Origin of the sequence: Pseudomonas sp. F8002, from assembly GCF_013385495.1 — a bacterium.
Taxonomy (GTDB): Bacteria; Pseudomonadota; Gammaproteobacteria; order Pseudomonadales; family Pseudomonadaceae; genus Aquipseudomonas.
Map to the genome: position 1 here is coordinate 17,030 of NZ_JACAPW010000008.1, position 22,403 is coordinate 39,432.

Here is a 22,403-nt window from a genome sequence, read left to right on the forward strand (position 1 = left end):
GATCTTGATCTTGGGCGCCCCGCTGTAAGAGCGGAACCAATCCAAGCCCTGACAAAAACAACGGATATGTACCCATAACCCCGCCATCCCCCCGCATTGCACCCGCAGCCCAGAGCCGATAGTCTTGCAAATCATTACCAGCCCAATCGCCCCAGCACCCCCGGGCCCATTGGGTAAAAGGAGAGGTTTGTGAACATCGGACAGTTCGCCTTTCAACGCCAGGTTGAAAATCTATACGTCGACCACAACGCCTGGCTACGTACCCTGTTGCGGCGCAAGCTGGGCAACGCATTCGACGCCGCCGACCTGGCCCACGACGTCTACCTGCAACTCATGCGCAAGGGCCAACTCCCGCCCACCGGCGAATCCCGGCGGCACCTGACCCAGATCGCCAACGGCCTGGTCATCGACCTCTACCGCCGCCGCCAGATCGAATCCGCCTACCTGCAAGCCCTGGCCCTGTTGCCCGAACCCTGCGCCCCCGATGAAGAAACCCGCGCCCTGGCCATCGAGGCCCTGATCCAAATCGACGCCGCCCTGCACAGCCTGCCACCCAAGGCGCGCCAGGCCCTGTTGCTGTGCAAGCTCGATGGCCTGAGCTACCGCGAGATCGCCGCCGAGCTCCAGGTCTCCGTCTCCTCGGTGGAAAAGTACATCGCCGCCGGCCTGCTGGCCTGCTACCAGACCCTGTACGGTTGACCCTCGCAATGTCGACCGAGCAGCCAATCTCCCCGGATATCATCGAGCGCGCCGCCGCCTTAATGGCCCGCCTGTGGGCCGATGACGCCAGCGCCGAAGACCACGCCAACTGCCTGCACTGGCGCGCCGAACACCCCCATCACGAACTGGCCTGGACACGCCTGCTGGGCTTCGAACAAAAACTCCACAGCATCCCCGCGCCGGTGGCCAGGCACAGCCTGGCCGAACCCGACGCTCCCGACTCCCCCGATCGCCGGAGCACCCTGCGCCTGCTGGGCCTGTTGGTCGCAGCCGGTGGCCTCACCTACGGCGTGCGCCGCACCGACGCCTGGCAACTGGCAAGTGCCGGCCATAGCACCCGCACCGGCGAAGTTCGCGAAGTGATATTGCCCGACGGTACCCGCCTGGTATTGGGCCCGGCTTCAGCAATTGACGTGCAGTTCGATGACGACCAGCGCCTGGTGCTGCTGCGGGCCGGCGAGGTCTTCATCACGACCGCGCCGTCACCCCGGCCGTTTCGGGTGCAGAGTCGCCAGGGCGTGTTTCATGCCCTGGGCACGCGTTTCAGCCTGCGCCAATGCGACGACGGCAACTGCCAGTTGGCCGTGCTTGAGGGCGCCGTGCAGGTGCAGCCCGACCATGGCGCAGGTGCGCGGGTGGAGGCAGGTCAAGGCGCCACGGTTTCCAGGGACACCGTGCAGCCGACCGCAGCAGTGACTGACCGCAGCATCGCCTGGGTCAAGGGCCTATTGGTGGCCGATGGCACCCGGCTCGTCGAACTGATCGCCGAGCTGGGACGCTACCGCCGCGGTGTACTGCGCTGTGCGCCTGAGGTGGCGATGCTGCGGGTCAGCGGTGTATTGCACCTGGACAATACCGACCTGGCGCTGGACAACCTGGCCGCCGCGTTGCCGATCCAGGTGGTGCGGCGCACCCGCTATTGGGTGACGGTCCGCGCCCCTGCCTGAAAATTCCTTGAGGTTTCGATTGAGGGTTTTGGCCGCTCGTTCGGAAGATAAGGTAAGGGCGAGCAAAGGCTCATTCAGTCAGGGAGACTTCATGAGTAACAAGGATGTGGCTGCGGCCAAACCCAGGAGGCGCGGCGCGGTCTCGCAAGTGTTGCGGCCGGTGCGCGGGCGACTGATCGCTGCGGCACTGCTGGCCGGTGTGGGCAGTATGCTGACGCTGGTGCCGCTGGGGGGCATTGTGCATATCGCCAGGGTCGCCCTCGGCGCGCCGTCGATGGCCCAGGCATCGGGCGAGGTCTGGTTGACCATCAGCCTCAGCCTGGCGAGCCTGTTCGCGGGCCTGCTGTTGATGACAGTTGCGGAGACGGTCGCGCACCTGGCCGACAACCACATCACTCGCCACTTGCGCCTGGCCATCGCCCAGCGCCTGAGCCAGGTGCCGCTGGCCTGGTTCACCGAGCGGGCGTCGGGCGAGGTCAAGCAGGCGATGCAGGATGACATCGGCACCCTGCACAGCCTGACTGCGCATTTCTACACCACCGTGGGCCGTTGTGCCGGGGCCGTGCTGCTGTCGGCGGCTTATCTGTTCATGGTGGACTGGCGCATGGCGCTGGTCTCGCTGTTGCCGTTTCCGGGGTTTTTGCTGTTTTTTACCCGGGCGATGAAAGCCAGCGGCAGCCACATGCAGTCCTTTGTCGAGCGCATGACCCGGGTCAATAACGCGGTGGTCGAGTTCGTCAACGGCATTCCGGTGGTCAAGGCCTTCGGTGCCACCGGCAAGGCCCACGCCAGTTACCGCAAGGCGGTAGATGATTTCAGCGAAGCCTTCGTTGAGTTCACCCGGCCACTGGTGGGGACGATGGCCAATGCCAACGCGATGATCGCCCCGGTGACGGTGCTCGCCATGGTGCTGACGTTTGGCCTGGTGTTTGTCAGCCTGGGCTGGATCAGCGCGGTGGAGGTGCTGCCGTTCGCCATTGTTGCACCGGGCATTTGCGCGCCACTGATGCTGCTGAGTTACATCGTGCATGATCTGGACAACGCCACCGGCGCGGCCCAGCGCGTGCAGGCACTGCTGGCGACGCCGGTGCTGGCGCAGGTGGAGCCGGGGTGCGAACGCTTGCCCAAGGACGCCGAAGTACGCGTCGAAAACCTCGGGTACGCCTATGACCCGCAGCACCCGGTACTGTCGAACATCAGCTTTACCCTCAAGCCCGGCACCGTAACCGCCATCGTCGGCGCCTCGGGTTCGGGCAAGTCGACCCTGGCGCGCCTGCTGCTGCGGTTTTTTGACCCGACCGAGGGGCGTATCACCCTGGGCGGCGTCGACCTGCGGCAGATCGAGACCTCGCAGCTCTACAACCTGATCGGCTTTGTGCTGCAAGAGGTGCGCCTGGTCCACGCCAGCGTTGCCGAAAACATCGCCCTCGGCCGGCCCAGCGCCAGCCGCAAGGAAATCGAGGCGGCCGCACGGGCCGCGAATATTCATGAGTGCATCATCGGCTTGCCACGGGGCTATGCCTCGGTGATCGGCGAGGACGCGCAGTTGTCCGGTGGCGAGCAGCAGCGTATCAGCATCGCCCGCGCAGTATTGCTGGCGCCGCCGGTGCTGGTGCTGGATGAACCCACGGCCGCCGCCGATGCCGCAAACGAGGTGGCAATCCAGGAGGCGCTGTCGCGCTTTGCCCAAGGGCGCACGCTGTTGGTGATTGCCCATCGCCTCGATACCGTGATGCACGCCGACCACATCATCGTGCTGGAAAACGGCCGTATTGTTGAACAGGGCACCCATCCTCGACTGATCGCGCAAGAGGGCCGTTATGCGCGCCTGTGGGCGTCGGGCGGTTACAAACAGACCCGCGAACAGGCGCTGCCGACATGCTGAAAACCTTTATCGAACTGTTGGGCGATGACGGGCCGGTCTTCCGTCGCTATGTCGGGAAAGTGATGTTCTACGGTGCGCTGTGCGGGCTGACCCTCGCCGCCCTGGTGCCGGTACTCACCGACATGCTCAACGGTGATCTGGCCGAAGCGGCGTTGTGGCTGGTGGTGTTCCTGGCGGCGGTGGCGACGTGTTGGGCCACGCGACGCGAGGTTGAAAAGGCTGGCGTCGCGGTGGGTGTGGCGGTGCTGCAAGGCGGGCGCCAGCGCATCGGCGACCATGTGGCCGAACTGCCTGTCGGCTGGTTCACGCCTGATAACACGGCGCGGCTCAACCAGGTGGTGACCCAGGGCATGATGGCCGTGGCTCAGCTGCCGGCCCATGTATTTACTCCGGTGCTCAGCGGCGTGGTGACGCCATTGGTGCTGGTACTGGCGTTGTTTGTGCTGCACTGGAAAATGGGCCTGATTGCCTTGCTGGCGTTGCCGATTCTCGGCGGCGCGTTCTGGCTCAGCGCCCGCCTTGGGCGGCGCGCCGACCGGGCGTTCCAGCGCAGCTCGGCCGACACCAGCCAGCGCATGCTGGAGTTCGCCCAGTCGCAGTCGGTGTTGCGTGCGTTCAGTGGCGGCGGCAGCTCGGTGTTCCTGCAACGGGCGATCGAGCAGCAGCACGCGGCCGGGGCGCGCCTGATCCTGCTGTCCGCGACCTCGATTCTGCTGAACATGTGGCTGGTGCAGGTGGTGTTCGCGGCCTTGTTGATCGCCGCCGCGCTCTGGCTTGACGCTTACCTGGGAAATGCCTTGCACGTGGGCTCGGTGATTGCGGTGATGGTGTCGCTGTTGCTGGTCAGCCGCTTCATTGACCCGTTGCTGGAGGTGGCCGGCTATGGCGAAACGTTGCGCGGTGCCGGGGTGCAGCTTGAGGCGGTGCGCGAGATATTGGCCGCGTCGCCCCTGAAGGTGCCGAGCGCGCCGCAATCTCCACGGGATGCCTCGGTGGAACTGTTCGATGTGAGCTTTCGCCACGCGGCCGGTTCGCGGGACGTGCTGCGCGGGGTGAACCTGCGTATTGAGCCCGGCAGCATGACCGCGCTGGTGGGGGCTTCCGGTTCGGGCAAGACCACGCTGTTGCGGTTGGTCGCACGGTTTTTCGAGGTCAGCCAGGGCCAGGTGTGCATCGCAGGCGTGGATGTGCGACAGATGTCCGGTGAGCAGCTCAACGCGCAGATCAGCCAGATCTTCCAGGACACGTACCTGTTCCAGGGCAGCGTCGCCGACAACATTCGCCTCGGCAAACCCGACGCCAGCGACGCACAAGTACTGGAGGCCGCGCGGCAGGCTGGCGTGCAGAAGATTATCGAGCGCCTGCCCATGGGCCTGTCGACCACGGTGGGTGAGGGCGGGGCACGCCTGTCCGGTGGCGAGCGTCAGCGTGTCGCGATCGCCCGTGCGTTGATCAAGGGCGCGCCGATCCTGCTGGTGGACGAAGCCACGGCAGCACTGGACGCCGAGAACCAGGCGGTCATCGCCGAAACCCTGGCACGCTTGCGCGGCACATGCACGCTGATCGTGATCGCGCATCAGTTGTCGACGGTGGTGATGGCCGATCAGATCGTGGTGCTCGATGAAGGCCGGATCGTGGAGCAGGGCACGCCTGAGCAATTGACCGCAAGACAAGGGCGCTATGCCCGGTTCCTCGCGCAGCGGCGGGCGTCCAAAGGCTGGCGTATCGCTTAGTGGACCCGCCAGGGCGGCGGGTCCGAAGGGCAGGTCAGAGCTTCGGCAGTTGCCCGATGCGGCCCATCATTTCGGTGACGATCTGCAGGTCCAGCAGGAACTGGTCGACGGTCTTGAACTCGTTGTCGGTATGGCCGGTGTACTTGACCTCCGGCCGTGCCAGGCCGAATTGCACGCCGTTGGGCAGCTCATGCACCGAGGTAGCGCCGGCAGACGTGCCGTACTTGTGCTCCATGCCCAGGTTCTCGCTGGCCACCGCCAACAGCGCCTTGACCCACTCGCCTTCAGGGTTGCGGTACATCGGCTCGGCGATCGAGTAATCGAAGGTCACAGCCACGTGGTTTTTCTTGGTCCAGGCGCTGAGCTTGTCAGCGATTTCGGCCTTGAGCGCTTCCGGTGACTTGCCCTTTGGCACCCGCAGGTTGACCGCCAGCTTGAAGGTAGTGTCATCTTCGCCCACATAGGTCAGCGAGGTGGTCAGCGGGCCCATGAACGCATCGGAGAAGCCCACGCCCAGCTTGGCGCCCAGGTAATCCAGGCCCCAGTTGTTGGCGGCGTAGTGCGCGGCGTCGGTGAACTGGTTGTGCTTGAGCGCGACCTTGCCGTCGAGGCTGTTGAGGAAGTCGAGGACCCTGGCTACCGGGTTCACCCCGGATTCCGGTTCGGAGGAGTGGGCGGACACGCCAGTGACGGTCAACTGAACGTCCTTGCCGACGACCTTGGCCGCCACTTCAAAGTCGCCGCCATTGCGCTTGGCGTACTCGCTGCCGGCCTTTTGCAGGCTGGCGGCCAGTTCGGCAGGCTTGTCGCTGAGCAATGTCACCACCGACGCCGACGGAATCTGGTTGGTGGCCTTGCCGCCGGTCATCGAGATGATTTCTGCGCCTTTGCCTTCAGCCTTGCGCTTGGGGAACTTGGCCATGACCGTGCCGTAGCCTTTCTCGGCGATCACCACCGGGTAGCCGCCGTCCAGCGCCAGGTTGTAGTTGGGCGTTGGGTTGTGCTCGAAGTAGTACGGGATCGCGTCGCCGGAGGTTTCCTCGGTGGTGTCCACCAGCAGCTTGAAATTGCGCGCCAGCGGCAGCTTCTCTTCCTTGATCACCTTCATCGCGTACATCGCCACCACGATGCCGTTCTTGTCATCCTCGGTGCCGCGACCATACATCCGGTCGCCGATCAGCGTGACCTTGAATGGGTCGAGCTTGGTGCCGTCCTTGAGCACCCAGTTTTCCGGGGTTACCGGTACCACGTCCGCGTGAGCGTGGATGCCGACCACTTCATCGCCGCTGCCTTCCAGGGAAATCTCGTAGACGCGGTTGTCGATGTTGCGGAAGTTCAGGTTGAACGACTCGGCCAGGCTCTTGATCTTGGCGGCGATCTTGATGAACTCGGGATTGTCGTGCTGGGCCACGCCGGCGACCTGGAAGGTCGGGATCTCCACCAGCTCACGCAGGGTTTCAGTGGCGGCCGCACCGTACTTCACCCGCGCATACAGGCCCAGCAGGCGATGGATTTCATTCTGCTGGTCGGCGCTCAGGTCCTTATTGTCGAGAAAGGCACTGATGGCCGGGCCGAGGTTGTCGCTCTTGGCCACGTCATTCTTGGCCAGGCTGGCGAGGAACTGCCGGAAATCCTTGACCGAGGCATCGCTGAAAGTCTTCAGGATGACGGCGTTCTGTTGTGGGGTGAGGTTGGCTTGAGCTTGGGTGGTGAACACCGAAAGGCTGGCGGCCATCAGGGTGGCTACGGCCAGTTGCTTGAGGGAAAAATCCATTGCTGGGGGCATTCCTTTGCAGGGAGTGAGTGAGAAATGTCTGATCGAAAGGTCAGAAACAATTTCACACACTACCATCGGGAGGCAGGGGTAGGGGAGTGTCTGAGTGGGAAATTTCCCATAGAAATGCACAGCAACCCATTGAACGGAAAGCTACGGTATGGTTCTCCTATCAGGGTGTTAATTGTGCAAAGGAGTGAGATTGATGATGCTTTCAGAGCGTTACCGCGGCAGCCTGCTTGGCCTGGCGTGCGGTGATGCAGTAGGGACTACTGTTGAGTTCATGCGCCGTGGTTCGTTTGCCCCTGTCATCGATATGGTTGGTGGTGGGCCCTTTCAACTGTTACCGGGCCAGTGGACGGATGACACGTCCATGGCGCTTTGTCTGGCCGAAAGCCTGCTGCGCAAGAATGGTTTTGACGCTGCCGATCAGATGGGCCGTTATCTGAACTGGTGGAAGTGGGGCTACCTTAGCTCGACGGGTGAATGTTTCGATATTGGCACGACGGTTCGTGAGGCATTGGCGGAGTATCAGTACTCCGGTGACCCGTTCGCGGGCTCCACCGATCCTTACTCAGCGGGTAACGGGTCGATGATGCGCCTGGCGCCGGTGGTGCTGTTCTATTTTCCGGATGCCGAGCGCCTGCGTGAGTTTACCGTCGACAGTTCCCGCACGACCCATGGCGCGATGGAGGCGATTGAATGTTGCCTCGTGCTGGCTGAGTGTATTGCGAATGCGCTGCGGGGGGATTCGAAACCGCAGGTATTGCAGGTCGGCTACCTGGAGTTGAGCGAATCCAAAGTTGCGGACATTGCTGATGGGCACTACCTCGACAAGGCGCGCAGTGACATCGTGGGTTCTGGCTACGCAGTGGCTTCGCTTGAAGCGGCGCTATGGTGTTTTCATCACACCAACAGCTTTGCCGAGGCTGTGTTGGCTGCCGCAAACCTGGGGGATGACGCCGACACTACCGCAGCGATCGTGGGTCAGTTGGCGGGCGCGTATTACGGCGTGCAGGGCATTCCGTCCGAGTGGTTGGGCAAGTTGTGGCAGTGTGAAGATATTCAAGAAACTGCTGACGCGTTGTATCAGGCGGCGCAACTCCAGGCAGCCGCACTTTAACTCAGTGTCTGCTAATCTGCGCTCGTTGAATCTCGACCGCCACCCGTGGACCTCTCAATGACATCGCCATCCGATCAAAACCTTGAACCCCAATCCGTCTGCAGCCCGATCACCAGCAGCGGCATTTTCATGGTCGCGACCCTGGCGCCTGGCAGTGACTCGGCTGAGGCGGTGCGCAGCTGGTGCGCCGATATCGCCGGCCTGGTGCGCTCGGTCGGCAAGCGTGTACCGGCGGGCAACCTGACGTGTGTCGCAGGATTTGGCTCCAAGGCGTGGGACGCGCTGTTCGGGGGGCCGCGGCCAGCAGCGTTGCATCCGTTCAAGGAAGTGGGCGTGGCCGGGCGCCTGGCGCCGGCCACGCCGGGGGATATCCTGCTGCACATTCGTGCCGAGCAGATGGACCTGTGTTTCGAATTGGCCACCCAGTTGATGGCGGCGCTGGGGGATGCGGTGACGGTGGTGGACGAGGTCCAGGGTTTCCGCTATTTCGACATGCGCAGCATCATCGGTTTTGTCGACGGCACCGAGAACCCGGTCGGGCGCAAGGCGGTGGGTTTCACCATCGTCGGTGATGAGGATCCGGCGTTCAGCGGCGGCAGCTATGTAATGGTGCAGAAGTACCTGCACAACATGCAGGCCTGGAATGAATTGTCGGTGGAGGCGCAGGAGCGGGTGATCGGGCGCACCAAGTTGTCGGACATCGAGCTCGACGATGCGACCAAGCCGAGCAATTCCCACAGTGCATTGACCACCATCACCAAGGACGGCGAAGAAGTGAAGATCCTGCGGGACAACATGCCCTTTGGCCGGCCGGGCGCGGGGGAATTCGGGACGTACTTTATCGGCTACGCGCGCTCGCCAGAGCCTTTGGAGTTGATGCTGGAGAACATGTTTGTCGGCCGACCGGTCGGCAACTATGACCGCCTGCTGGACTTCAGCACGGCGGTCACCGGCGGCCTGTTCTTCATACCGTCAGCGGATTTGCTCGAAGAACTGGCCGACCGCGCGCCTTAGGCCAACAACCCGGTGCTCACCGCCACAATCAGGAACACCCCCAGCACCGCGCGGTAGATCACGAACGGCCAGGTGGAGAATCGCTCCAGGAACTTCATCAGGCCCCAGATCGCGAAGAACGCCGACACACTGGCAACCACCAGGCCAAAGATCAAATGCGGCCAGGCGTGGGCGGGCAGGTCGGCACGGAACAACACCCACAGTTCCTTCAAACCCGCCAGGGCGATCGCCGGCAAGCCCAGCAGGAACGAAAACCGCGCCGCTTCTTCACGCTTGAAGTTGAGGAACAGTGCGGCGGTCAGGGTCGAACCCGAGCGGGAAACCCCTGGAATCAGCGCACCGATCTGCGCAATGCCGACAATCAGCGCATCCCGCAGGCGCATTTCGCCCACCGTGCGCTTATGCCTCGCGCTGAGTTCAGCCGCCGCCAGCAGCACCGCCATCACCAGGCAGGAAATCCCGATCACCATCAGCCCGCGCAGCGGCGAGTTGCAGGAGTTGAGGGTCGACGACAAGGCTATCCCGGCAATCCCGATCGGAATCGTCGCCAGCACAATGGCCACCGCCAGCTTGAACCACTGGTTGTTGTAGTCACCCTGGCGCACCGCAGTGATGCTGCCGACCGTGACCTGGCGTACATCCTTCCAGAAGTAACTGACCACTGCTGCCAGGGCGGCCAACTGCATGGCTGCGGAAAACGCCGAGCCGGGATCCGGCCAGCCGAGCAGGGCGGGCACGATGCGCATGTGGGCGGTGGAAGACACGGGCAACAATTCGGTGATGCCCTGAATGATGCCCAGGATGCCTATTTGCAGGTAATCCAGGGACGCAAAGCCGACATCGAGGCCGCTGGTGCAGACGTTTGTCAAAGTACTTATCCTGAAAGCAAGGGGGGGAAGTGACGCGGAGTTTAGTCTAACTTTGTAACGATTTTGTCGTTGACACGAGAAAAGCGCGATCGGTTCAGCAAGCAGAAAGCTTGGCCGGTGTATTGGCATTGCAGGTGGCTTTGTTGACAATGGCGGCCTGTTTTTTTGCCGAGATGCCCATGCCTGCAATCCCCGATACCACCGTCGAACTGATCGAGACCGGCCCGGAACACGCCACGTTGATCGCCAACCTTTACCAGTTCTACGCCTACGAGTCCTCGGACTGGGAACAGGAAGATGTCGAGGTGGACGGTCGCTTCTACATCCATGAGGAGCACCTGGCCCGCTACTGGGAAGACCCGCAATGGAGCGCCAACCTGTTATTGGTCGATGGCTTTATCGCCGGTTTCCTGCTGATCGAAGGCAGCGAGTTGCCGGGGATCGATGCGCTGGAACTGGCGGACCTGTTCATTCTCAAACGCTACCGCCGCAAGGGCATTGGCCGCGCCATCGCCACTCAGGTGTTGAGCAGCGGCGAGGCGAACTGGCTGGTGCGTTTCTATGATCAGGATGAAGTGAGCCAGGCGTTCTGGCGCACGGTGTTGGATAACCTGCCGCGTCCGGTGCAGGCCATCGAGCTGGACGATGAGCCGAACCTGCTGAGCTTCCTGGTGACGCGGGCGGCGCTGCACTGAGGCATCAGCTAAACGCTGCGCCAGCCCCTGCACTGAACAATGCCGCCTGCATCGCCTGTGGCGGCTGGCCGAACGCCCGCAGGAACGCCTGGCGCATGCGCTCGCGATCACCGAACCCGGTCTCGCGGGCGACCACTTCCACCGGGTGCCGACTGGTTTCCATCATTGCCCGGGCGGCTTCCACCCGCAGGGATTCGATGGCCTTGGCCGGGGTTTGCCCGGTCTCCTCGCGAAACACCCGGCTGAACTGGCGTGGGCTGAGCCGCGCCACGGCCGCCAGGGCCTCGACCGAAAGGTCGTGGGTCAGGTTCTCCCGGGCGTAGGCCAGGGCCAGCTGCACACGGTCGGACTTGGGGTCGAGTTCCAGCAACGCCGATAGCTGCGACTGTTCGCTGCCACGGCGCTGGGCAATCACCAGCTTGCGCGCGATGCGGCGGGCGAGGTCGCTGCCCAGGTCGTTCTCCACCATCGCCAGTGCCAGGTCCACCCCGGCGCTCATGCCGGCACCGGTCCAGATCTGGCCGTCGACCACGAACAGCTTGTCTTCCTCCAGGCGAATCTGCGGGTAGCGCTTGGCAAAGGCCGGTGCGTGCAGCCAGTGGGTGGTGGCGCGCTTGCCTTCGAGCAATCCCGCCTCGGCCAGCACGAAGATGCCCATGCACAACGAAGCAATCCGCCGCGACTGTTTGGACGCCGCCTGGACCAGCCTCGGCAGGCTGGCGTCAGGCAGTTGGAACTCCAGGTAACCGCTGACGATCAATGTGTCATAGCCCTCGGGCCGGATCGGCGTGCTGTTCACCGAGAAGCCCTGGGACGTCATGATCGGGCCGCCACTTTCCGACACCAGGTGAAACTCATAAGCCTGCTCGCCACGCAGCAGATTCGCGCACTCGAACACCGAGCCCAGGCTGAGGCTCAAGGATTGAAAGTTCGGGTACACCATCAGCGCAATGCTGTGCATCTCATCTCTCCAGGGGGCGCGGAGCGGTGATTGTCGGCGTGTGCCAGGGAAACGGCAACCGCCTTGGCGCAATGTCCGGAATCCTTGCGGACATGACATTGTGCGGTTTTGGCCCGGCTCCTAAGCTTGATTCCATTCCAACCCACATCACCCCGAGGCACTGGCACATGAAAGTATTGATGGTTTTGACTTCTCACGACCAGCTTGGCAACACCGGCCGCAAGACCGGGTTCTGGCTCGAAGAATTTGCTGCTCCCTACTACGCGTTCAAGGACGCCGGGGCCGACGTGACCCTGGCTTCGCCGGCCGGTGGGCAACCGCCCCTGGACCCGGTCAGCGACCTGCCGGATTCGCAAACTGACCAGACCCGCCGCTTCGCCAGCGACCCGGCGGCGCAACAGGCCCTGGCCACCACCGTGAAGCTGGAGTCGGTCAACGCCGGCGACTTCGACACCGTGTTCTACCCAGGCGGCCACGGCCCGCTGTGGGACCTGGCAGAGTCGAAAACCTCCATCGCCCTGATCGAAGCCTTCGAGCGTGCGGGCAAGCCGATTGGCTTTGTGTGCCACGCCCCGGGTGCCTTGCGTCACGTCAAGGCGGTCAACGGCGAGCCGCTGGTCAAGGGCCGACGCGTCACCGGCTTCTCCAACTCTGAAGAAGCAGCGGTTGGCCTGACCGACGTGGTGCCGTTCCTGATCGAGGATGATTTCAAGGCACTGGGCGGCACGTATGAGAAGGGTGCCGATTGGCAGTCCTTTGTGATTGAAGATGGCCTGCTGGTCACCGGGCAGAATCCTGCCAGTTCCAGTGACGTTGCCAAAGCGCTGTTGAAGCTGACCGCGTAACCCGCTGAATCCCCCCAAAAGTACGTTGTTGGCGGCTCCCCTGAGCGGGAGCCGGCAGCTTCTGCTTGTCTGAAATTTGAATCCGGAACTGTCCCCCATGAGCAACAGCGCTTTAGGTACCCCGATCAAACTGGGGCACCACACCCTGAAAAACCGCATCGTCCTGCCGCCGCTTACCCGCCAGCGAAGTGCCCAGCCCGGTGATATCGCCACGGACTTGATGGCGCTTTATTACCGCCAGCGTGCTACCGCCGGCTTCATGGTCAGCGAGGGCACGCAAATCGAGCCTCGCGGCCAGGGTTACGCCTGGACCCCGGGCATCTATACACCGGAGCAGATTGACGGCTGGCGTACCGTGACCGATGCCGTGCATGCCGAAGGCGGCGTGATCTTCGCCCAGCTTTGGCATGTGGGCCGCGTGTCCCATCACGAACTGCAGCCCGACGGCGCAGCACCCGTTGCGCCGTCGGCGATCCAGCCGCAGCAAGCCAAGGCATTCGTTGCAACCGGGCCCGGCACCGGTAAGTTGGTGCAGCCACCCGAGCCGCGCGCCCTGGCTACCGTCGAGGTCAAGGAGTTGGTGGGGCTTTACGCCCAGGCTGCAAAAAATGCATTGGCCGCAGGCTTCGATGGCGTGGAAATTCATTCGGCCAACGGCTACCTGGTCAACCAGTTCATCTCGGCGCATTCCAACCAGCGCGACGATGAATACGGTGGCTCACTGCACAATCGCCTGCGGTTCCTGCGGGAAATCGTCGAGGCGGTGGCCGAAGTAGTCGGCCCGCAGCGCCTGGGTGTGCGCTTTGCGCCGTTGTTCAGCGGCACTGACCAGGACCGGGTCTACATCGGCCTCGTCGAGGAAGACCCGCATCACACCTACATCGAGGCGATCAAGGTGCTTGAGGCGGCCGGCATCGCCTACGTGTCGATTGCCGAGGCCGACTGGGACAATGCCCCCGAGTTGCCCGAGTCGTTCCGCCAGGCGGTGCGTGACACCTTCAGCGGCCGGATCATCTACGCCGGCCGCTACACCGCAGAGCGCGGCGTGCGGTTGGTAGAGGCGGGGCTGGCAGACCTGATCGCGTTTGGCCGGCCGTACATTGCCAATCCCGACTTGCCCCAACGCCTGCTCAACGGTTGGCCGCTGAACCCGTTGAACGCGGACGGCCTGTATGGCGGCACCGAGGTGGGCTTCACCGATTACCCGGTGTATGCCGGGTAGGCACGGGCTACTCGATCGGGTATTTGCCGAATGCCGGGTGCTGCTCGGCGAGGGCCGCGTGGCGTTGCAAGTGGGGAAACGCATCGGCCTTCACGACGTCGGCTATCTTCAGCTGGGTGAAGGACCAGGCGACCGCCACCGTCAGGCTCGCCTGGGTCAGCGGCAAGTCGCTGTCGCGCTCGGCCACCCGCGCCTCCAATAATGCATAGGCCGCCAGCAGTTGCCCGGTCACGCGGTCGATCCACGGCTGATGCAGTTTTTCGGCGGGCCGCAGGTGATGTTCGTAGACGATCTGCACGGTCTTTTCGCACGCTGCCAGCGCCAGGCCGATCACTTGCAGATCCCTGGCAAGCGCTGGGGCTGACGGGGGCAACAATCGGCTGCCGGCCGGCGCCAGGGCTTCCAGGTACTCGAGGATCAAGCCGGAATCCATCAGCACCGTGCCGTCGTCGAGCACCAGCGTCGGTGCCTTGACTACCGGGTTGATCCCGGAAAACTCATCGAAGGTGCTGAACACCGACAGTGCCTGGTGTTCGAACGCGACGCCGTACAGTTCCAGGGAAATGGCCACGCGGCGCACGTAGGGCGAGTCCAGCATGCCGACCAGTTTCATGAAGCCTCCATTAACCGCAGTGTTTTGTTCTGATGACGTTATAAACCGTTTTTCCGCATGTTTATCAATCCACCCGCAACACAATCTTGCCGATATGGTCGCCACCTTCCATGCGCGCATGGGCCTTCGCGGCGTCGGTGTAGGCATACACCTCATCGATCATCGGCAGGCAACGCCCGGCCGACAGCACCGGCCACACGTGTTCGCGCAGTTGTGCGGCAATCGCGGCTTTTTCTTCCCGGGTGCGTGAGCGCAACAACGAGCCGGTAACGATCGCGCGTTTGCCGAGGATCGCCAGCAGGTCGATGTCCTTGGCGCGTGCGCCGCCGAGGAAGCCCAGCATCACCAGGCGACCTTCCATGGCCAGGGCGCTGATGTTGTCGTTCAGGTAGGAGCCACCCATGATGTCGAGCACCACATTGACACCCTTGCCCGCGGTCTTGTCAGCGATGACCTCGGCGAAATTCTGTTCCCGGTAGTTGATCGGCTCGGCTCCCAGTTCGCGGATGGCGGCGCATTTTTCCACGCTGCCGGCGGTGGCGAACGCTTCGATACCGAACTCGCGGCAGAGCATCAGCGCGGTGGTGCCGATGCCGCTGGTGCCGCCATGGATCAACACGCGCTGGCCTTTATGCGCACCGCCGATGCCGAACAGGTTGGCCCATACGGTGAAGAAGGTTTCCGGGATCGCTGCCGCCTGAATCCAGTCCAGGCCATCGGGAACCGGCAAGGTCTGGCTGGCGGGCACTGCGCAGTACTGCGCATAACCGCCGCCATTGGTCAGGGCGCACACCTTGTCGCCCAGCGCGTACTCGCTGACGCCTTCGCCCAGCGCGACCACCACACCGGCCACTTCCAGCCCGGGAATCGGGCTCATGCCGGGTTTCATCGGATACGTGCCGGCGCGTTGCAGGGCGTCCGGGCGATTGACGCCGGCGGCGTGCACGCGGATCAGCACTTCGCCGGGGCCGGCGACAGGTACCGGCTCCTGGCGTGGTTGCAGGACTTCGGGGCCGCCGGGGCTGGTGATTTCGATCAGGGTCATTTCGTGGGGCAGAGTCATTTGAGCGCACCTGTAGCAATGAACGTATGGGTTGGGACCGCGCCCGTTACCGAGCGGTTCAGCCTGCTGGCGATCCTGGGTATTTTCTCTGGTGCCCAGCATAGCCGTGATGAGTGATGCAATAATGCTGCGATTACACGTCACGCTGATGCAAAAATGCATCGAAGGGGAAAGCCATGAATTGGGACGATGCGCGGGTGTTCCTCGCGGTGTGCCGCGAGTCCACATTACGCGGAGCCGCGCGGGTGCTGGGGGTGGATCAGGCCACCGTGGGGCGACGGGTCAATGCCCTGGAAAAGTCCTTGAACGCAACGTTGTTCCTGCGGACCTCCGAGGGCTATGCGCTGACCGCCGTGGGTGAGGCCGCGTTGCAATCGGTGGAGAACATGGAGCGCTCGGCCCTTGACCTGGAGCGTCAGGTCCTGGGCCTGGACGACCGCCTGACCGGCACCGTACGGGTGACCACCACCGATTCCCTGGCCATCGACTTCCTGATCCCGGCCATTGCCCGGCTGCACGATGCGCACCCTGACGTGCGCGTGCAGATGGACGCTTCGACCCAGTTGCTTAACCTGGCCAAACGCGAAGCCGATATCGCGGTGCGCAATACCCGCCCGGACAACCCCGACCTGATCGCCCGGCGCATCGCCCGCTGGCCGGTGGGGCTGTTTGCCTCGCAGGCGTATATCGATCGGCACGGCGCACCCGAGCCGGGCAGCCTGTTCGAAGGACACGACCTGGTGGTGTATCAGCCGCACCTGCAAAGCCAGAAGGACCTGACCCTGGTCAGCGAGCCGCTGGGACGCGGACGTATTGTTGCGGCCTTGAGTTCAAGCCTGTTGGTTCGCCGCTCCATCGCCGCAGGGATCGGTATCGGTGAGGTTCCGATAGTTTCCGGCGAACGCGACGGCCTGGTGCGGCTGTGGCCGGACCGCACGCGGCCGTTGCCCTACGATGTGTGGCTGGTGACCCATGCCGACCTGCGGCACACCGCCCGGGTGCGGGTGGTGATCGACGAGATCGTCGCGGGGTTTGCCGGCACCGGGGAATAGTACGACTGCCTGAAAAGGCCGGGTGTCAGCCCGGCCAGAAATAAGCCGTCGCAGGAGAACGCAATCGGCTCAGCGTTGCAGGAAGGCCAGCAGATCTTCGTTCAAGGCTTGCTGGTGGGTCACCGCAAAACCATGGGGGGCATCCTTGTACACCTTCAACTGCGCGCCTTTGATCATCTGCGCGGCGACCTTGCCGGTAGTTTCGAACGGCACGATCTGGTCGCCATCACCGTGGATAACCAGGGTCGGCACGTCGATCCTGGCCATGTCCGGGCGGAAGTCGGTTTCCGAGAACGCGGTGACGCAATCCACCGTTGCCTTGAGGGAGGCGAGCAGGGCGATGTTCAGTGTTTGAGTCAATACACCGCTGGAGACCTGTTGGCCCTTGTTGATGCCATAGAACGGCGTATTGAAGTCTGCCAGGAACTGCGCGCGATCCTTCAGCAGCGCGGCCTTGAACCCGTCAAACGCTGCCATCTCGACCCCTTGCGGGTAATCCGGCTTTTGCCCGAACAGCGGCGTCACCGCCCCCAGCAACACCAGCCCGGCCACGCGCGCGCTGCCATGGCGGGCGATATAGCGGCTGACATCGCCGCCGCCCATGGAGAAGCCCACCAGGGTCACGTCCTGCAGATCCAGATGGTTGATCAACTGGGCGATATCGTCGGCAAAGGTGTCGTAGTCGTTACCGGTCCAGGGCTGGTCCGAGCGGCCAAAACCACGGCGGTCGAACGCGATGGTGCGGTAGCCGCGGCTGCTCAGGTACTCCATCTGGTATTCCCACATATCGGCATCCAGCGGCCAGCCGTGGCTGAACAGCACCGGTTTGCCGGTGCCCCAGTCCTTGTAGTAGAGCTCGGTACCGTCTTGTGTGCGTAGGGTGCTCATGGCAAAACTCCTTGGGTGAGAGGGCAGCCAATACTATAGGCGCAGAATCTGACGAGGGACTTGTATGCCTGTGCTCGGTTGAACGGTTCAGCGTCTATGCTGGTCAACTGCTTTCTACCGTCTGAACAAACAGGTGAACGAAATGGCCAAGACTTACAGCTACGCCGCTCGTGACTCCAAGGATTCGCTCAAACCCTTCACGTTCGAACGTCGCGCCCCCGGGGCCGATGATGTGCAGATCGACATCCTCTATTGCGGCGTCTGCCACTCGGACCTGCACACCGTACGCAACGAATGGAAAAACACCCTGTACCCGTCGGTACCGGGCCATGAAATCGTTGGCCGAGTGACCGCCGTGGGCGCCAATGTCAGCAAGTTCAAGGTGGGCGATTTGGCCGGTGTCGGCTGCATGGTCGACAGCTGCCAGCACTGCGAATCCTGCGCCGAGGGCGAGGAGCAGTATTGCGAAAACGGCTTCACCGGCACCTACAACGGCCCGGCTTTTGGCGGCGAAAACACCTTCGGCGGCTACTCGGACAATATCGTGGTCAAGGAGAAGTTCGTCCTGCGCATCTCCCACGACGAGAGCAACCTGGCGGCGGTCGCGCCGCTGCTGTGTGCAGGCATCACCACCTACTCACCGCTGCACCACTGGAACGTCGGGCCGGGCAAGCGCGTCGGCGTTGTCGGCCTCGGTGGCCTGGGCCATATGGCGGTGAAAATCGCTCATGCCATGGGCGCCTACGTGGTGCTGTTCACCACCTCGCCGAACAAGCGCGAAGACGGCCTGCGCCTGGGGGCCGATGAAGTGGTGGTGTCGAAGAACGCGGACGAAATGGCCAAGGTTGCCAACTCCCTGGACTTCATCCTCAACACCGTGGCCGCGTCCCACAATCTCGACGCCTTCCTCAACCTGCTCAAGCGCGACGGCACCATGACCCTGGTGGGCGCCCCGGATAGCCCGCACCCGTCACCGACCGTGTTCAACCTGATCTTCAAGCGTCGCAGCCTGGCCGGGTCGTTGATCGGTGGCATCCAGGAAACCCAGGACATGCTGGATTTCTGCGCCAGGCACGGGATTGTCTCGGACATCGAGATGATCGACATCCAGGGCATCAATGACGCCTACGAGCGCATGCTCAAGGGGGATGTGAAGTATCGGTTCGTGATCGACATCGAGAGCCTGAAGAAAGAAAAAAACGCGGCCTGATTGATCGCTGCAGATCCCCTGTGGGGGGCGAGCTTGTGTGGGAGCGGGCTTGCTCGCGAAGGCGGTGTGTCAGTCGCTGTATCTGCCAGATGAACCACCGCTTTCGCGAGCAAGCCCGCTCCCACACAAGCCCGCTCCCACCCAAGGCCGCTCCCACATTTTGATCTTCGCCGGTTTCTAGGCCGACAGGTGCTCATACAAAATCGTCGCACCCACCAGCATCAACACCACGCCGCCAACCATCTCGGCGCGCTTGCCGACCACAGTCCCCAACACCCGGCCAAGCATCATGCCGATGGTTACCATGGTCATCGTCGCCAAGCCGATCGCCGCAGCGGCCACCAGGATATTCACGTCGACAAACGCCAGGCCCACACCCACCGCCAGGGCATCGATGCTGGTGGCAAACGCGGTCACGGCAAGAATCATGAACGAGTGCTGGCTCGGTTTCTCTTCCTCTGGATCATCGGCCTTCAAGCCGTTGTAGATCATGTGCAGGCCCAGGGCTACCAGCAAGGTAAAGGCGATCCAGTGGTCCCAGTTTTGCACCCAGCGAGTGGCGGCCTGGCCGATAGCCCAGCCGATGATCGGCGTGATCGCTTCAATCACACCAAAGATCAGCCCGGCCCGCAGGGCTTCGGTCAAACGTGGTTTGTGCAGGCTGGAACCTTTGCCAATGGCCGCCGCAAAGGCGTCCGTGGACATGGCAAGGGCGAGAAGAATCAGGGAAATGGGGTTCACGGTAAGGCTTCCAGTCGGGCTGTATGAGTCAACGACACAACCACACGCCCGACTTCAGGCATGGATGTGTCGCTGGTCTCACCAACCAAAATGGTGTTCGCACCACGGCATGTTGCCGAGAATGTTGATACGAACGCTTCGAGAATCCGAAGCAGGCTACTCCCCAACGAGGTGGCGGATCATAGCCGCGCAATCATGAAAATTTTGTTAAGGACGCCTCACGGATGCTCCAGGTGACAGCGCACCTGCTGACTCATCCCACCCGTCAACCGCTGCGGCCGCTCACAGCCTTGTGTACGCCTCGGGCAGCGGTCGAGAAAGAAACACCCACCCGGCAACACCCGGTTCCCCGGCAGCTCTGTCGGTGCACTGACATACGCATCGTCCAGCGCCACCCCCAGCTTGGGCACCGCTTCCAGCAACAGCTGGGTATACGGATGCTTCGGCTGCTCCAGCACTTGCTCGGCACACCCCAGTTCCACGATCTGCCCCAGGTACATCACCGCCACCCGGTCGGCCATGTGCCGCACCACCGAAACGTTGTGGGAGATCAGGATGTAGGTCAGCCCCAGCCGCCGTTGCAGCTCGGCCAGCAGGTTGAGGATTTGCGCCTGCACCGAGATATCCAGGGCCGAGGTCGGCTCGTCCAGCACCAGGATGCTCGGGTTGGACGCCAGCGCGCGGGCGATGGCGATCCGTTGGCGCTGGCCACCGGAAAACTGGTGCGGGTAACGGTCCAGGTATTCGGCACGAATGCCTACCTGCGCGGCGACCTTGGCGGCGATGGTGCGCATTTCACTCTTGGGCGTGTCGCCAAGGGCGAACAGCGGCTCGGTAATGATTTTCCAGATGGGCAGGCGCGGGTCGAGGGACGATTGCGGGTCCTGGAATACGATCTGCACATGCCGGTGGCGTTCCCGGGCACTTTCGTAGACCCAGTCCACTTCACCGTCACTGGGCTTGACCAGGCCCATCAGCAATTGGGCGAGGGTGCTTTTACCACAGCCGGACTCGCCGACAATCCCCAGGGTTTCCCCACGGCGCACCTGCAAGTCGATGCCGTTGAGGGCGTGGGCATAACCGCGCGGGCGGCCCAGCCAGTCGGTTTTTACCGGGAACTTGACCCGTACATCCCGCAAAGCCAGCAGTGAATCTTGAGACACGGTCATTGCACCGACTCCCCGGCAGTCAGCCAGCACGCACTTTTGCGGGTGCCGGCAGGGTTGATCAGGTCCAGGCGCGGGCGCTCGATGCATTGGCTCATGGCCTGGGGGCAGCGTTCGCGAAAGGTGCAGCCTGAGGGCAGGGCGGCAAGGTTGGGCACCTGGCCGGGGATGGTCAGCAGGTCGTCGCCGGGTTTCACCTGTTCCGGCAAGCCGCTGAGTAACCCTTGGGTGTAGGGGTGGCGCGGGTCGCTCATCACCTGGGCAGTGGGGCCTTCTTCCACCACGGCGCCGGTGTACATCACATACACCCGGTCGCAGAACTGCGAGACCACAGCCATGTCGTGGGTGATCAGCAGGATCGCGGTGCCGCGTTCCCGGGCTTTTTCCCGCAGCAGCAACAGCACCTGGCGTTGCACGGTGACGTCGAGGGCAGTGGTGGGCTCGTCGGCGATCAGCAACTGTGGATCGCAGGAAAACGCCAGGGCGATCATCACCCGCTGGCGCATGCCGCCGGAGAGTTCGAAGGGGTAGCTGTCGAGCACTTGCTCGGGGTCGGCGATGTGCATGTCCCGCAGCAGGGCGATGGCCTTGGCACGGGCGGCGGCCTTGCTCAGGCGCTGGTGGTGGATGATCACATCGAGCATCTGCCGGCCAATGCGCCGGGTCGGGTTCAGCGCGGTCATCGGCTCCTGGAAGATCATCGCCGCGTCACGCCCGCGGATCTGCAGCAGCTCCTTCTCGCTGGCACCGAGCATGTCGCGGCCGAGCATCTGCAAGCTGCCGGCGGTGATCCGGTAACTGCGTTCCGGCAGCAGGCGCAGGCTGAGCATCGCGGTCACGGATTTGCCGGAGCCGGATTCACCCACTACGCCGACGACTTCGCCGGGGTTGACGTGCAACGACACGCCATTGAGTGCCTGGACGTTGTTGCGGTAAGCCGGGAATTCCAGGCTCAGGTTGTCGATGGCAAGCACTGCCGGACTGGACATGGTCATTTCCCCTGTTGCCGTGGGTCGAGCAGGTCACGAACACCGTCACCCAGCAGGTTGAAGCCGGTCGCGGTGACCAGGATCGCCAGCCCCGGAAAGGTCGAGTACCACCAGTTGTCGAGAATGAAATTGCGCCCGGTGGCAACCATCGCGCCCCATTCGGCGGTGGGCTGCTGTGCCCCCAGGCCGATGAAACCCAGGGCCGAGGCCATCAGGATCGCGCTGCCGATGTCCAGGCTCAGTTGCACCAGCAACGGCGGCATCGCATTGCGGCCCACGTGCCACGACACGATGTGCCAGCGCCCGGCGCCGAAGGTCTGGGATGCCTTGACGTAGCCCATCTGGCGAATGCTCAGGGCCTGGCCCCGGGCCAGGCGCACATAGAACGGGATGCGCACCACGGTGATCGCCAGCATCGCATTGAACAGGCTCGGGCCCAGTGCGGCGGCCAGGGCCATGATCAGCACCAGGGACGGCACCGACAGCATGATGTCCATCAGGCGCATGATCAGGCTGTCGAAACGCCCGCCGATAATCCCCGACAGGCAGCCCAGCAGCCCGCCCACCAGGCAGGACGAAAACGCCACGAACAGGCCCACGCCCACCGACTGGCGGCTGCCGTACAGCACCCGGCTGAACAGGTCGCGACCGACTTCATCGGTGCCGAACCAATGTTCGGCGGAGGGCTCGGCCAGGCGTTGCGCCAGGTTCAAGGCATTGGGGTCATGGCTCGCCAACCAGGGGGCGAAGGACATGCAGACCAGCACGATCAAGGTGATGGTCAGGCCGGCGATGGTCAGCGGGCTGCGGCGTATTTGATAGCCCAGGTACTCCATTCGCGCACGCCAGGTGGGGCGCTGTTCCAGGGGCACCGGTACGGGCATGGTCAGGGG

21 protein-coding genes and 1 riboswitch are annotated in these 22,403 nt (G+C 63.2%); of the genes, 11 read left to right on the forward strand and 10 right to left on the reverse strand.

Annotated features, from left to right (window positions below):
- The first annotated feature begins 189 nt into the window (after positions 1-189).
- The 4 genes from HX811_RS07900 to HX811_RS07915 all read left to right on the forward strand — a co-directional run bounded on the left by HX811_RS07900 (position 190) and on the right by HX811_RS07915 (position 5,285).
- Entirely contained in the window at positions 190-699 is a 510-nt protein-coding gene (locus HX811_RS07900; protein ID WP_177029375.1) for a sigma-70 family RNA polymerase sigma factor, read from the forward strand.
- 8 nt (positions 700-707) lie between these two features.
- Positions 708-1,667: a FecR domain-containing protein gene (locus HX811_RS07905; RefSeq protein WP_177045467.1), complete on the forward strand. Its 960-nt coding sequence runs from the start codon at positions 708-710 to the stop codon at positions 1,665-1,667.
- 91 nt (positions 1,668-1,758) lie between these two features.
- Positions 1,759-3,552: an ABC transporter ATP-binding protein gene (locus HX811_RS07910; RefSeq protein WP_177045468.1), complete on the forward strand. Its 1,794-nt coding sequence runs from the start codon at positions 1,759-1,761 to the stop codon at positions 3,550-3,552.
- Positions 3,546-5,285, forward strand: coding sequence for an ABC transporter ATP-binding protein (locus HX811_RS07915; RefSeq protein WP_177045470.1), 1,740 nt, complete (start codon positions 3,546-3,548; stop codon positions 5,283-5,285). The genes HX811_RS07910 and HX811_RS07915 overlap by 7 nt, the downstream gene beginning before the upstream one ends.
- A gap of 34 nt (positions 5,286-5,319) precedes the next feature.
- On the opposite strand, the gene HX811_RS07920 is transcribed toward HX811_RS07915, so the two are convergent.
- Positions 5,320-7,059, reverse strand: a complete 1,740-nt coding sequence (locus HX811_RS07920; RefSeq protein ID WP_177029379.1) for a dipeptidase — start codon at positions 7,057-7,059, stop codon at positions 5,320-5,322.
- 205 nt (positions 7,060-7,264) lie between these two features.
- Here HX811_RS07920 and HX811_RS07925 point away from each other — a divergent pair, with 205 nt between their 5' ends.
- Together HX811_RS07925 and HX811_RS07930 are read left to right on the forward strand one after the other, a co-directional pair.
- Entirely contained in the window at positions 7,265-8,182 is a 918-nt protein-coding gene (locus HX811_RS07925; protein ID WP_177045472.1) for an ADP-ribosylglycohydrolase family protein, read from the forward strand.
- Positions 8,183-8,239: 57 nt separating this feature from the next.
- Positions 8,240-9,196 (forward strand): Dyp-type peroxidase, encoded by a 957-nt coding sequence (locus HX811_RS07930; RefSeq protein WP_177045474.1) that lies wholly within the window; start codon positions 8,240-8,242, stop codon positions 9,194-9,196.
- Here the strand turns inward: HX811_RS07930 and HX811_RS07935 are convergent.
- The gene (locus HX811_RS07935; protein WP_177045476.1) at positions 9,193-10,065 is read right to left on the reverse strand and encodes an undecaprenyl-diphosphate phosphatase; all 873 of its coding nucleotides are present in this window, start codon (positions 10,063-10,065) and stop codon (positions 9,193-9,195) included. The genes HX811_RS07930 and HX811_RS07935 overlap by 4 nt on opposite strands.
- 188 nt (positions 10,066-10,253) lie before the next feature.
- Here HX811_RS07935 and HX811_RS07940 point away from each other — a divergent pair, with 188 nt between their 5' ends.
- The gene (locus HX811_RS07940) at positions 10,254-10,760 is read left to right on the forward strand and encodes a GNAT family N-acetyltransferase (RefSeq protein WP_032898758.1); all 507 of its coding nucleotides are present in this window, start codon (positions 10,254-10,256) and stop codon (positions 10,758-10,760) included.
- A 4-nt stretch (positions 10,761-10,764) separates the two neighbouring features.
- Here the strand turns inward: HX811_RS07940 and HX811_RS07945 are convergent, their stop codons facing one another.
- Positions 10,765-11,721 carry a GlxA family transcriptional regulator gene (locus tag HX811_RS07945; protein WP_003220105.1) on the reverse strand — a complete coding sequence of 319 codons (957 nt, stop codon included), beginning with the start codon at positions 11,719-11,721 and terminating at the stop codon, positions 10,765-10,767.
- 167 nt (positions 11,722-11,888) lie between these two features.
- On the opposite strand from HX811_RS07945, the gene HX811_RS07950 reads away from it, so the two are divergent.
- Together HX811_RS07950 and HX811_RS07955 are read left to right on the forward strand one after the other, a co-directional pair.
- Positions 11,889-12,566, forward strand: a complete 678-nt coding sequence (locus tag HX811_RS07950) for a type 1 glutamine amidotransferase domain-containing protein (RefSeq protein ID WP_008431436.1) — start codon at positions 11,889-11,891, stop codon at positions 12,564-12,566.
- Between the two features lie 97 nt (positions 12,567-12,663).
- Positions 12,664-13,788 (forward strand): alkene reductase, encoded by a 1,125-nt coding sequence (locus HX811_RS07955; protein ID WP_177045478.1) that lies wholly within the window; start codon positions 12,664-12,666, stop codon positions 13,786-13,788.
- A 7-nt stretch (positions 13,789-13,795) separates the two neighbouring features.
- Here the strand turns inward: HX811_RS07955 and HX811_RS07960 are convergent, their stop codons facing one another.
- Entirely contained in the window at positions 13,796-14,401 is a 606-nt protein-coding gene (locus HX811_RS07960; RefSeq protein ID WP_008431431.1) for a glutathione S-transferase, read from the reverse strand.
- 64 nt (positions 14,402-14,465) lie between these two features.
- Entirely contained in the window at positions 14,466-15,464 is a 999-nt protein-coding gene (locus tag HX811_RS07965) for an NAD(P)H-quinone oxidoreductase (protein ID WP_177020849.1), read from the reverse strand.
- 176 nt (positions 15,465-15,640) lie between these two features.
- On the opposite strand from HX811_RS07965, the gene HX811_RS07970 reads away from it, so the two are divergent.
- On the forward strand, positions 15,641-16,516 hold the full coding sequence (locus tag HX811_RS07970) for a LysR family transcriptional regulator (RefSeq protein WP_008431428.1): 876 nt from the start codon (positions 15,641-15,643) through the stop codon (positions 16,514-16,516).
- A gap of 69 nt (positions 16,517-16,585) precedes the next feature.
- Here HX811_RS07970 and HX811_RS07975 read toward each other — a convergent pair whose 3' ends face one another.
- Positions 16,586-17,404, reverse strand: coding sequence for an alpha/beta fold hydrolase (locus HX811_RS07975; RefSeq protein ID WP_003220116.1), 819 nt, complete (start codon positions 17,402-17,404; stop codon positions 16,586-16,588).
- 142 nt (positions 17,405-17,546) lie between these two features.
- Between HX811_RS07975 and HX811_RS07980 the strand changes: the two genes are divergently transcribed.
- Complete coding sequence (locus tag HX811_RS07980; protein ID WP_177045480.1) at positions 17,547-18,614, forward strand: NAD(P)-dependent alcohol dehydrogenase; 1,068 nt, start codon at positions 17,547-17,549, stop codon at positions 18,612-18,614.
- A gap of 177 nt (positions 18,615-18,791) precedes the next feature.
- On the opposite strand, the gene mntP is transcribed toward HX811_RS07980, so the two are convergent.
- From mntP to ddpC, 4 genes are all read right to left on the reverse strand, one after another.
- Entirely contained in the window at positions 18,792-19,355 is a 564-nt protein-coding gene (gene mntP, locus HX811_RS07985) for a manganese efflux pump MntP (protein WP_177020851.1), read from the reverse strand.
- A 10-nt stretch (positions 19,356-19,365) separates the two neighbouring features.
- Positions 19,366-19,532, reverse strand: a riboswitch (yybP-ykoY riboswitch).
- A 41-nt stretch (positions 19,533-19,573) separates the two neighbouring features.
- Positions 19,574-20,524, reverse strand: a complete 951-nt coding sequence (locus HX811_RS07990; protein WP_003220120.1) for an oligopeptide/dipeptide ABC transporter ATP-binding protein — start codon at positions 20,522-20,524, stop codon at positions 19,574-19,576.
- Positions 20,521-21,516, reverse strand: coding sequence for an ABC transporter ATP-binding protein (locus HX811_RS07995; protein WP_032898749.1), 996 nt, complete (start codon positions 21,514-21,516; stop codon positions 20,521-20,523). The genes HX811_RS07990 and HX811_RS07995 overlap by 4 nt, the downstream gene beginning before the upstream one ends.
- Positions 21,513-22,394, reverse strand: a complete 882-nt coding sequence (ddpC, locus tag HX811_RS08000; RefSeq protein ID WP_371132387.1) for a D,D-dipeptide ABC transporter permease — start codon at positions 22,392-22,394, stop codon at positions 21,513-21,515. Before ddpC ends, HX811_RS07995 begins: the two co-directional genes overlap by 4 nt.
- Between the last annotated feature and the right edge of the window lie 9 nt (positions 22,395-22,403).